We start from the raw sequence: 12,172 nt of genomic DNA, 5'->3' as shown, positions 1-12,172 counted from the left end.
AGATGAAACGTTATATAACTACGCTGGCGCTCGTCCTGCTCGCAGCAGCAGGGTTCAGCACGTATTACGCTTTTGGCTCGGCAGACCATTTGCCGGAATATCGATTAGAGACGCTGGAAGGGGATGCGAAAGAAGCGGCCAATCTGGTATTAGTCGGTTCGTATATAGGCGGGAAGGGCTCGCAGCCTCTGAATTTAACTGTACACGGCAGTGAGTATAGGAGTAGAAAGTCCCTTTATGAATCGTATATAACTGATGCACGTGAGTGGTTTTATGAGCAAGAGGGCATGAGAGAGCTTATTGAAAAATATCCCGCTTTCATGCGGGGCAAAGCGGAGATAGACAGCTTTTATCAGGATCAGGACTGGTTAGCCTATGCGAAAATTCCATACAATACGGCTACAAGTGACCCGGAAGGAACGATAGAGGTAGAGATACTGAATCGAAGCACTGGCAAGGTCGCAGACTATTCGATTGCATTAACTCCTCTATCTCAGCAAGGCATGAGAGAGCATGCAACCATATATGATGTACAGCTGCAAGCAGATGGTCTTCATGTGATGGTAAACCAATATGAAACAGACAATAGGCCGTCAGGAGCAAGCCAGTATTTTGATTATATTATCGATTCGGCTAGTGGTCAGCTCAGTAAGAGGAATCCCGTGGAATTTGTAGATGCTGCTGGGACGAAGCTTTCTTCCATTTCACATGCAACCTTACAAAATGGTTATACAGCACCCCATGATTATTTTGTTTTTAGTATCGTTATGCAGGAACAGACGGGAGAAGCCAACAGCAGCAGCGTTCCGACAAGAGTTCCGGCAGAGCTTTATGTGTATTCGTATAAGAGCGGAATAACGCAGCGCTTGCCGGATGAAATGCAGAAATTGGATGCGCGTAGAATGGGGGGACGCTACATTTCAGGCGATGAACTCTATTTTACAAATTACAATGAGACGCTGATTGCGGTATCACGCTACAGTTTGGAAACAGGGGAAAGACGAGGTGAGACTTGGTCACTGTTGTCAAGTCAGATTGGCGAGGGCGAATTGCAGAGCTTTTTTATTAATGGAGAGCGTCTTTATGTTTTGCTCGCTAAGGAAGATGCTCGAACCGTTGTGGTAATGAATGCTGCAACTGGCGAGCCATTATATAAAGGCAGTGTGACGGCTGAAGGCAGCGAGGAAGAGAGACAGATCGCATTAAGCGATATGGCGCTAAATAATATGAGCATTAAAGAATAGACTAGAAACGTCCCAAAAAAGAGGGTGAGGTGCAAGGCATGCAGGCAGCAGCTAGTCTGGATGAAACGGTCGAGGCGCTCAGAGAGTTGGAAACATGGAGCTATCAGCTTGCCTTTTATATTTTGCAGGATGAGCGGCTTGCCGCTGAGGCGGGCAAACAGGCGCTGCTTGCAATGGGAAGCGAGCAGGCCTTCCACCTCCAGCCAGAAGCCGAGCGCCGAGACAAAGTGAAAAAGATGATAATGCGCAAAGCGCTTATCGTCAGTGCAAGCAGCGGACGCCGTTCATAACGGTGTCCGCTGTTTTTTATTGTTTTTTCTATTGCTCCGCGAAACGAGCATCAACTTCGAAAGTCGGCAATGCCACTCGCTCTTGGATTAGGAGACAGGGGAGTGCACCTGCCGATACTTGGATGGGGACAGCCCCTCGCGCTTCGTAAAGTGGGATGTGAAGTGCGACGTATGGACAAAGCCGACCTCCTCGGCGATTTTGCCAATCGGATAAGAGGTTTGCGCGAGTAAACGCTTCGCCTGCTCCATGCGATAGACGAGCAAATATTCGACGGGCGTTACACCATACATTTTGCTCATGCATTTGGCCAAATAGTTCGGATGATAGTTTAAATGAATTTGCAGCATTTTATTCGTAATGGGGAGTGCATAGTTTTGGCGGATAAATAGCTCAATCTTCCTGGCGAGAGCAGCGGTCGTAGAGTCTGAGGCTAGTGCCTGCTCCTCCTTCAATTCATGCAATAAGGCTTGAAAATGATCCTGCCTTTTCCAATTGCGCAAGGTGGGCGGCTCCTGCTCCAACTGGGAAAAATAGCCGAGCAGGCTTAGAGCCTGAGCGGACAAATTTCTGTGTTTTTGGATAAAAATAGAGCTTAAATCACGGTTGTGCAGATAGGTTATTGCCCGGTGTGACTCCATGAGAGAGGCTTGTTCTTCCGCAGCAGCCTGCAGCGATTCGCTTGTGCGCCAGCTTCCGAAAATTTGAAAATGAATCCAGATGATTTCGGTAGGCTCGGTGCATGGAGCAAAGCCATAATGCAGCGCATCCGGGCGCAAAATCAGCATTTGCCCCTGCTTCAGACTCCATTGCTCGTCCTCCTCGCTAATAAATAAGGTGCCACGGGTGACGGCAATCAGATCAAAGACGCCAATGCTTCTACGTCTAATATGCTGCTCGCCCGGCGCGTAGACGTTTGTCCCGCAATCGACAATGCAGGGAACCGGCGGTGTGATAAAATGCAAAACGGTTGGCTTCAACGTGCACCCCCATCATACTTGAATTAGGCTTGTATGAATGAACAGCTTCGTTTTTCCTCTATCATACTCAAGGTGGCCTACAAACTCAATCGAAAAAAATAGAAGGCAGACTTCTTGTATAGGAAAGAGTTACACGTTTAGATTTAGGGAATCAAGTTGCGAATATGAAAGTTTTGGTTGAAATCATTAAATCCTAATCAAAAATACCGTGCTATGATAATAAAAAAGCGCTTACATTATCTTGTGAAGTAAGCGGAAAGGGGTGTCTGCTGTTTCCTATTGGAATGAGGAGCTAGAATAAAGTAGCGGTTTCTCATTAAAAATCTAAACGATTAACAAGGAGGCTGTTTTGTGATAAAGAAGAGATGGAAGACGTTAACGGCTAGACGGACCATAGCTTTATTTTCAGCAGTAGCGCTTATAACAGGGTTGTTTAGTCCATTAATCGGGAAGGCATGGGGGGCGGAAGCAGAGGGCGGCGGCTTGCAGGTGGAGATCGGGGAATATGGCGAAATCAGCTCGCTGAAAATCAAAGGCGATTTATTCCCGACTGAATATGTGATGAATAAGACGGTAGCGCCTGAGCAGGATACAGCCGATCACCAATGGATGGGCGAGCTCATGTTTACGTACCGCTTGGGCGATAACGGCGAATGGAAGGAAGCATCAACAAATCAATCGAGCGATGTGAGGCAAATCGCAAGATCCGGCGACGTGACAACCGTAACGTATGCCGGGTCGCAAAATGCCGGTGGCATAAGGGATTTCACTTTGGTGGAAACCTACACGCTGGAGGAGGATGGTTCGCTAAACTGGACCATTAATCTGACGAATACGAGCGGGCAGAAGCTGGAGATCGGCGATTACGGCGTACCGCTTCCTTTCAATGAGCAGTGGAATTACGGGGATGCGATTTATGAAACGCGCGTCGTGAGCCATTCTTTTGTTGGCAACAACAGCTCGTATATGACGGCAAGCCGTCCTAGCGGACTAGGTTCCTACCTGCTGATGACGCCTGATTCGCAGACGAAGGCTGGATTTGAATATCAGGATCGGTGGCGGCAGGAGGAGCGCCCGAACAGCAAATGGACGGGAGAAAGCGGCAAGTGGATAGAAGGGCTGAATGTCTATTACATCCACTCCAATGTGATCAAGAAGACGAACCGCGGCTATTTGCCGAATACGAGCCTTATTTTGGAGGCGGGGGCAGACAATCAGTATGGCTTTAACTTTTTTGCTGTAGCTGATGAGCACCAAATGAAGCAGAGGCTGTATGAGGAAGGACTGATCGATGTCAGCGTCGTTCCCGGCATGATCGTTCCGACCAATCAGAAAGCGAAGTTCGATTTGCGAACCAAGCAGACGATTAACTCTGTTAAGGATGAAGACGGCAACGACATTCCGCTTGTGGAGAGCAAAGCAGGCGACCATCACATTTACGAGCTGCAAATGACGAAGCTGGGGCCGAACGATATTACGGTCAGCTACGGAGATGGCTTAAGTACGGTTTTGCAATTTTATGCGATTTCTCCGATTGATGAAGCTTTGGCGGCACACTCCGAATTTATGGTGGATTCGATGCAGTGGCAGGCGCCAGGCGAAATTTATGACAAAGTGTTCGATGACTGGATGATGAATACGAAGAAGAAAATGGGTAATTTCAACGGCTACTGGGGCTGGGGCGACGATTGGGGACTGACGCACGGACAGTTTCTGGCGGAGAAAAATGCTCTTGATCCAGTGGCGCGAGAAGTCAAGGCGGTCGACGAATATTTGGAAACGGCGATTTGGACGAATTTGATGAACGGTCATCATGAGGATTATTTGATTCATGACTTTTTGATGCCGGAGCCGAATACGACGCCGACCTATCGCGGTTATGCGTATCCGCACATTTACAACACCTTCTTCAGCATGTATAAAATCGTCAAGGAATATCCGGGCCTTATCGACTACGAGCATGATGCGAATACGTATTTGCTGCGGGCCTACAATATTATGAAGGCGCTCTACGAAGGTCCGGTTGCCTACAACTGGAATACAGGATTGATGGGCGAGCTGACGACGCCAGCGATTATTCAAGCGCTGCAGGATGAAGGTTATGTCGTCGAGGCCAATGACATCATTGGGAAAATGGCAACGAAATATAACAATTTTAAAAATACGACGTATCCGTACGGCTCGGAATACAGCTACGACAACACGGGCGAGGAAGCGGTCTACACCCTTGCCAAAATGCAAAGCGAGAATGTGGCTGAGCAGCTCAAAGCTCAAGAAATGATGGGCAAAATCAATGCCAAAACGCGGGCATCGCGCGGTCATATGCCAGTGTGGTATTACTACACGGACCCGGTCACGATTACGGGCGAAAACTGGTGGAATTTTCAGTATACCGTATCGCTTGCCGGTTATGCGATGGATGACTGGATTCGCTATCAATCGAGCGGCAACCGGGAAGTGGAGCAGCGGCTTTCCTATGCAGCGAAAATCGCAAACATTGGCTCAATAAACACGGGGCAGATCAGTGATGATCCTGCTAACTATGGCGCTTCGGCGTGGACGTATCAAGCGGAGAAGGGCAATCTCGGAACGCTTGGACATGGCGGAGGCGCATCGCTGCCGCTGCTTAATGGCTGGAGAGGCATGACGGGAGAATCCGACCTTGGCTTGTTCGGCGCCCTGCAAATTTTAAGCGCGGACATTGCGGTTGATCCGATTTTTGGACTGACAGGGTATGGAGCGAATGTGACGGAGGATAGCAACTCGTATTCGATCGAGCCTATTGATGGACTTTATAAGAAAATAAACCTGATAACCGAAAAGCTGTATTTGACGCTTGAGCGGGACCAGTTTACGCATGCGGTCCTGTCCAAAACCAAGGATGCAGCTGCGCTGGATATTAAAAATCTGACGCCGGGTACGGCGCATCAAGTTCATTTGACGCTGGAGGGCTTGAAGCCAGGAGCCTATGCCGTAACGGTGGATGGTCAGCCAGCGGGCAAGCTGAATGCGTTCGGCGCAAAAGCGGTTCTCGCGATAAATGCACCAGCAGCCGCAAATTATACGGTCGAGCTGAGTGAAACGACGCCAGATCCGAATACAGCGCCTACTGTTCATGCGGGCGACGATCAGGCGATTCATTTATATGATGACTTGGTACTGAAAGGTAGCGTGCAGGATGATGGCCTTCCGGCTGGAAAGCTGACTGTGCAATGGAGCATGGAATCTGGCCCCGTCGGCGGTGTGGTGGACTTCGGCTATGCGACCTCGGCTGTTACGACAGCCCAGTTTAATGAGCCGGGAGACTATGTATTAAAGCTAAGTGCAGATGATTCGGAGCTGAATGCCAGCGATACGGTGAGCATTACCGTTAATCCGCCAGCAGAGCTTCCCGAGGCTATCGCCAGCTACAACTTTAATGAAACGGAAGGGACCATTGCGGCCGATTCCTCCGGCAGTGGAAATGATGCATCGCTAAAAGGCACGTCATCATGGACGAGCGGCCGTTCAGGCAATGCCGTCAAAGTAGGCGGTACCGATGGTTATGTGTTGCTGCCGGACAATGTGCTGGGGCTTACGGAGAAAATAACGGTTGCGGCCTGGGTGAAGGCCGATCAATTGAATGATTTCTCCAGATTGTTTGATTTTGGAACAGGTACACAAACGTATATGTTTTTGGCGCCGAAGGTAGGCTCCTCTATGCAATTCAGCATAACGACGGGCGGCAATCAGGCGGGAGCCGAGCAATCGATTACTGGACCGGCGCTGACAACTGGCGAATGGAGACATGTAGCGGTAACGCTGGATGGCCCGCTGGGCATTTTGTACGTGGACGGTGTGGAGGTTGGACGTAATGATCATATGACATTAACGCCGAGAAGCCTCGGCAAAACGAAAAATAACTATATTGGCAAATCACAGTATAGCGATCCTTATTTAAATGCCAGCGTCGATGATTTTCAGCTGTTCAGCCGTGCTTTAACGGCTGCGGAAATTGCGGCAATGGTTGCTCCACCAGTTGATGAAATTGAACGCATTGAAGAGGTGCAGGTGTCCACTCCAGTGGACGTAGCTCCGAAACTGCCAGCATCGGTAAAGGTTTATTTGAAAAATGGCAGCTCCATTGATGCCTCGGTGAGATGGAATGACATTCAGCCGGAGCAGTACGCGGAAGCAGGCAGCAGCTTTACGGTAAAAGGCATCGTTATTGGCACAGACCTGGAAGCGACGGCAACCGTAACGGTAATGGCCCGAGAAATACAGGGTTATCCTTCACTCGTCGTCCGCTACAATTTCGATGAGACGGAAGGATCGGTCGTCCAGGATGCCTCTGCTTCAGGACTAAATGGCACGATTAATGGGGAATTGGGCTGGGTAAGCGATGGGCATACCGGAGGAGCCTTGCAGTTTAACGGCGTTTCCGGCAACTATGTAGACGCGGGCAATAGTGCGGCTTTGCAGCCTGGCAGCTTGACACTGTCCTATTGGATTAAACGGACGGAAAACATGAATGACCGCGAAAATGTGCTGCTCTGGTTCAAGCCGGAAAGCAATTATGCGGGAAATGGCTTTTTCTTGACCTACAATGGCAACTCGAGCATTTTTTATGTCGATGGCGCCAACGGTTTTTATGTGAGGCAATCGCCGAATGATTTTCTGCCGCTGAATGAATGGACGAATGTCGTCATTACGTTTGATTCCACGACCGGTGAACGGGCGATTTATAAAAATGGGGTGTCGCAGACGCTTGGCACAGACGGCACACCGAGGACGATAACCGCTACTGCTGATGTCAAAAGGATTGGCGTATCCGGTTATGGCAACGGGGCGCAGCTGCATGCGGACCTTGATGATTTCCGGATTTATAATGGGCCGATGACTGCTTCGCAAGTGAAGGGGTTGTATGAGGGCAAAGATATTAAAAGCGTAGATCAAGCAGCGGCAGCTACGACTATTGGCACTGCGCCGAGCCTCCCGGCAAGCGTTCAGGTTACGTATGAGAACGATACGACTGGAACCGCTTTTGTCGTCTGGGATGCAATAAGCGCTGAGCAATATGCGGCGGAAGGAAGCTTTACTGTTGCAGGGACGGTTGATGGAACCTCGCTCCGTGCGGAGGCCGTTGTGACGGTGACGGCAGCACCAGTTGAACCGACGGCGACGCCAACGCCGACACCAGCACCAACCGATACGCCGGTGACGCCAACACCTACGCCAGTGCAAACTGATACGCCAGTGACACCAACGCCGACACCAGTGCCAACGGGTTCACCGGTGACACCGACGCCAACGTCTTCGTCTACTTCAACGCCGTCACCGACTGCGACACCAGCACCAGCAACGCCGAGTCCGGCTGCATCGTCGACTGCAACGCCAGCACCGTCGCCGTCAACAACTCCAATACCGGCTGCGAATCAAGTTGTGACAAGCAATGAGCTGGCAAGCAGCAATGGCGAGCCTGTAAAGCTTCAGCTTGCCGCTGGCAAAAGCAAGCTTGTGCTGCCTGCCAATGCTGGCACATTGCTGGGAACTTCTGCGCTTCGTGTAGAAAGTAACGGTGTGGTGCTTGAAATTCCATCAAGCGTGCTAATAGATTTGGCAAAGCTTGTTAGGGCAAATGAAGCTGCGACCGCGCAAATTATTTTGTCTTTGGATAGGCTGGAGCAGAACGTTCAATCCGGCAGCCTAAAATCATCCGGAGAAGCTTACGCGTTTAATCTGCTGATCCGCACAGCAAATGGGGCAGAGACGAAGCTGCCCAATTTCTCCTCACCTGTAGGCATTCAATTGAGCTATAACGCGAGCGCGGATGTAGAAAATCTGCTGGGCATTTACTGGTACAATGAAAGCGAGCAAAAGTGGGAGTATGTCGGTGGCAAAATCGACAAGGCTGCCAAGCAAATCAGCACCTCAGTGTCTCATTTCAGCAAATATGCGGTCATGTCTTATGAAGCAGCTTTCAGCGATGTGCCTGCCTCGCACTGGGCATATGATGCGGTTCGTTCATTAACGGCCAAGCATATCGTCTTCGGGCTTTCGAATGAGCGGTTTGCCCCGCAAAAAACGACAACCCGCGCTGAATTTACAGCGATGCTCGTCCGGGCGCTCAATCTGGATACTGGTGCCGCTGGCACAACGAGCACTGAGCAAAAGTTTGATGATGTATCCCCTGACAACTGGTTTTATGATGAGGTAGACGCAGCAGTAGCTGCGGGACTCATTCAAGGGAAGGAAGCACAGACATTCGCTCCGAATGAAGCGCTGACCAGAGAGCAAATGGCTAGCATTATGGCAAGGGCTTGGGTGATGATGAACGATGACGAGCAGCCTGCCAACCAGACGGCTCTGGACTTCGCAGATGCAAGTGACATATCAGAATGGGCAAAGCAGGCTGTAGCTGCGGTAACCGAGCTGGAAATTATGAACGGCAAAAATCAAAATCGGTTTGATCCAGCTGCTACCGCCACACGGGCCGAAACAGCCCAGGCTATTAACAAGTTTCTTCAAAAGCTGGAGTAGTCAGTAAAGATAGCGATTGAAGCAATAATAGGGTCATCAAGCAATACGAAGAAGAGCCATCCCGCTTCATGTGGGATGGCTCTCTTTTTGCATAGATATAGTTCAATCGAATGGTTATTCTGCACCCGGGCTGCTGAACGTCACATTGATTTCCACAATTTCGGAGCGGGAGCCGAGGCGAATTGGCGGTCCCCAGAAGCCGAAGCCGGAGGACACGATCGATTGCAGCTTTTCCTTTTTCAAATAGCCCCAGTCATTCTCGAACACGAGCGAAGTAATGAAATTCGCCGGGAATATTTGGCCGTAATGCGTATGGCCTGATACCATCAGATCAATGCCCAGCTCATCGGCAATATCGAAATCATAAGGCTGATGCTCCAGCAAAATGAGCGGCTTGGCAGCATCTATGCCTTGAACGAGCTCGCTCAGCGGCGCACGCTCAGTATCAGAATGGTCCTTGCGTCCAAGCAGCGTGAAGCGGTCATCAATGGTAACTGACTCATCATAAAGCACCTTCATGCCGCCCGCTTCAACGGCGTTAATAATGTCCTCGATATGCCCATTGTATTTATCATGGTTGCCGAGTGAAGCATACACACCGTAGGGTGCCTCGATCGTCGCCATAATTTTATCAATGCCGTTGTCCAAATAAGGCTGGATTTGGTCATCCAAAATATCGCCAGGAAACAGCACGATATCTGGTTTCAGCTCATTAATGCGATCGACGAGACGCACGGCATGATCACTGCCGGACAAAATGCCAAAATGCATATCGGAGGCCATAACGATTTTTAATGTATTGTTCGCTGAATCGCCGTCTTGTGAGCCTTTGGGAATCGTAATGTCATACGTGCGTACAACGGGGCTGTATGCTAGAAACGAACCGTAGCCAAGCAGTGCTATGAGCAGGACGGGGATGGCAAGGCCGGACCATTTGAACACCGACTCGCGCGGCAATGACGTAAAGCGCAGCAGTCTTGCGATGAGCTGAACGGATGGAATAATGAGCAGCAATAAGCAAAAAATAGCGAGCCAGTACATGCCAATCGCAATTAAAATAGCATTTTGCGAAATCATTGCGATGATAAAGATGCAGGGCAGCAGAACGGCCACGACCGTGTAAATGAGCTTGCGGGGCTTCGTATGCAGCGGCTTCAGCCACCGCCAAATGCTCCAGCTTTGATAAAAAACGAGCGAGCCGAAAACGGCAAGCATAATAATACCCATAACAATAAACATGATAGCTCTCCCTTTTATGTCTCTTTTCTGTGTCTAGCTATTTTCTGCTGAAGGCGATGCTGAGGCCGATTAGGCCGAACACGGAGCCTTCGACGATATTCATTTTGCTGGACAGGCGTGGGCGTTTGAAAATAAATCGGCGCAGCACATCGGCAAAAATGCTGATCAGGGTAAAAATAACAATGGCTTGCAGCACGAACACGAGTCCTAGCGCGATCATTTGCAAAGAAGCATAGCCGTTTGCCTCATTGACGAATTGCGGCAGCAGCGCCAGAAAAAACAAGGAAACTTTAGGATTCAGCATGCTCATGAAGATGCCTTTTTTGTATAAGGAGGAATAGGCCAGCTCATCGGCGGTGCCGAGCGCGAGGGCAGATTGCTTTTGCCGAAAAGCTTTATAGGCCAAATAGAGCAAATAGGCGGCACCGGCATATTTCACGACGGCAAAGGCAACTGCCGATTGGTAGACGATAGCGGAGATGCCGAGAGCGGCTGCGGAAATATGGGCGAAGAGGCCGGTGCATAGCCCAAGCGTTGTTATGATTCCTGCTTTTTTGCCACGGGCGATGCTTTGGGTGAGCACGTACAAATTGTCTGGTCCCGGCATTAAGGTCAGCAGCACCGCAACGCCTAGAAACGATAAGAGGGAAGCCCATTCCAAGGTCAACACATCCTGTTCTATCAAAAAGTTACTTACTTCCTTTAGTATACTAGGAACAACTCCCCGATCTCAATCTATTTGCCATTTGTCTCTAATCTCTTATCTTTCATCTCTCGTCTCTCGACTTTCATTATTCGCCAAGATATCGACTAGCGAATAGATTCAATAAAATTAAAAAAGGAGCCTGCGAGAGGCTCCTTTGCGATGTATATGTTTTAAACCGGATGAACCGGGAGGGAGGGAGGGAGGGCGGAGCGGAGTAAAAAGGTTGGATTTGAGAAGCGTAGCGTTCGTCTTTGTGTAGGGCTTTGTAACGCCTTAGCGGTATAAATTCGAAGATGTCCCGGAGCAACAACGATCGAAAACCAACCTTTTTACGCAGCGCAGCCCAATCTCCCGTTAATCCCCCCAGTCAGTTTAAATAAATATACTAAGCACCATTACGACCGCAAAAGCGACGAATGATAGGATCGTTTCCATAACCGTCCAAGTCTTCAGCGTTTGCTGCACGGATTAATCCGGCAATAACGAAGCCCAGCACGAGCGGCGACATATGTGCCATTTGCGCATAGCCGGCAATCGCTTCGCCTACACCGCTGGCGGTCAAAATTTTATTGAAGCCGCCACCTGCGCCGGGCGATCAAGAGTGAGACGACCGGGCTGCCGATAAAGTTAATGACGGAGCGGACGGAGCTTGTTTCCGGCAGTGTCAAGTTAACAATCGTTGCAAGCAGCATGAGCATAACTGGAAGCAGGATGGTGAATAGCGTGATACCGAAGCCTGGCAGTTCTTTTTGCTTGTTTTCAGTAAATTGCGCCATAAGCTCGGCGTTTGGCTCAAGCTTAATGCGCTTGGAAATAAACGTACCGTAAATCGGGCCAGCTACTGCCGCAGCAGGAAGCGACACAAGCAGGGCGAGCATAATCGTTTTGCCCACATCCGCTTGGAAAATGCTAACGGCAAGCATAGCTGCTGGATGCGGTGGAATCAGACTGTGTACAACAGCGAGTCCGGTGATAAGCGACAGTCCGATTTTGATCAAGGACGTGCCTGTATGCTTGGCAATAACGAATACGAGCGGGATCAGCAGGACGATACCGACTTGAATGAACAAGGGAATACCGCAAATGAGTGCGACCACCATCATCGCCCAGTGGACATTTTTCTCACTTCCAATACTTCTTTTGACAAAAATAGCTCCTAGGGACGGCCGACGCATCCACTAAATGTATACTTAAAA

General features: G+C 49.7%; 6 protein-coding genes and 1 pseudogene. 3 read left to right on the top strand and 4 right to left on the bottom strand.

Annotated features, from left to right (window positions below):
• Positions 1–2: 2 nt before the first annotated feature.
• Both WH37_RS19130 and WH37_RS19125 read left to right on the top strand, forming a co-directional pair.
• Complete coding sequence (locus WH37_RS19130; RefSeq protein ID WP_046232216.1) at positions 3–1,244, top strand: hypothetical protein; 1,242 nt, start codon at positions 3–5, stop codon at positions 1,242–1,244.
• Positions 1,245–1,273: 29 nt separating this feature from the next.
• On the top strand, positions 1,274–1,534 hold the full coding sequence (locus WH37_RS19125; RefSeq protein WP_052737074.1) for a hypothetical protein: 261 nt from the start codon (positions 1,274–1,276) through the stop codon (positions 1,532–1,534).
• An 87-nt stretch (positions 1,535–1,621) separates the two neighbouring features.
• Here WH37_RS19125 and WH37_RS19120 read toward each other — a convergent pair whose 3' ends face one another.
• Positions 1,622–2,512, bottom strand: coding sequence for an AraC family transcriptional regulator (locus tag WH37_RS19120; protein WP_046232215.1), 891 nt, complete (start codon positions 2,510–2,512; stop codon positions 1,622–1,624).
• Positions 2,513–2,863: 351 nt separating this feature from the next.
• Between WH37_RS19120 and WH37_RS37460 the strand changes: the two genes are divergently transcribed.
• Positions 2,864–9,031, top strand: coding sequence for a DUF5695 domain-containing protein (locus WH37_RS37460; RefSeq protein ID WP_052737073.1), 6,168 nt, complete (start codon positions 2,864–2,866; stop codon positions 9,029–9,031).
• A gap of 114 nt (positions 9,032–9,145) precedes the next feature.
• Here the strand turns inward: WH37_RS37460 and WH37_RS19110 are convergent, their stop codons facing one another.
• The 3 genes and pseudogenes from WH37_RS19110 to WH37_RS19100 all read right to left on the bottom strand — a co-directional run.
• Positions 9,146–10,270, bottom strand: a complete 1,125-nt coding sequence (locus tag WH37_RS19110; RefSeq protein WP_046232214.1) for a metallophosphoesterase — start codon at positions 10,268–10,270, stop codon at positions 9,146–9,148.
• A gap of 37 nt (positions 10,271–10,307) precedes the next feature.
• Complete coding sequence (locus tag WH37_RS19105; protein ID WP_046232286.1) at positions 10,308–10,931, bottom strand: LysE family translocator; 624 nt, start codon at positions 10,929–10,931, stop codon at positions 10,308–10,310.
• A 417-nt stretch (positions 10,932–11,348) separates the two neighbouring features.
• Positions 11,349–12,100 (bottom strand): annotated as a pseudogene (locus WH37_RS19100) (GntT/GntP/DsdX family permease); the annotation flags it as partial.
• Positions 12,101–12,172 lie beyond the last annotated feature (72 nt).

The sequence above is a fragment of the Paenibacillus algorifonticola genome (assembly GCF_000971975.1).
In the GTDB taxonomy this organism is placed as follows: Bacteria; Bacillota; Bacilli; order Paenibacillales; family Paenibacillaceae; genus Pristimantibacillus; species Pristimantibacillus algorifonticola.
This window is presented reverse-complemented; position numbering and strand designations above follow the sequence as displayed.

Excerpts from the sequence above, each read along its gene's own strand:
- WH37_RS19130 (WP_046232216.1), top strand. The coding sequence starts at position 3 with ATGAAACGTTATATAACTACGCTGGCGCTCGTCCTGCTCGCAGCAGCA.
- WH37_RS19110 (WP_046232214.1), bottom strand. The coding sequence starts at position 10,270 with ATGTTTATTGTTATGGGTATTATTATGCTTGCCGTTTTCGGCTCGCTC.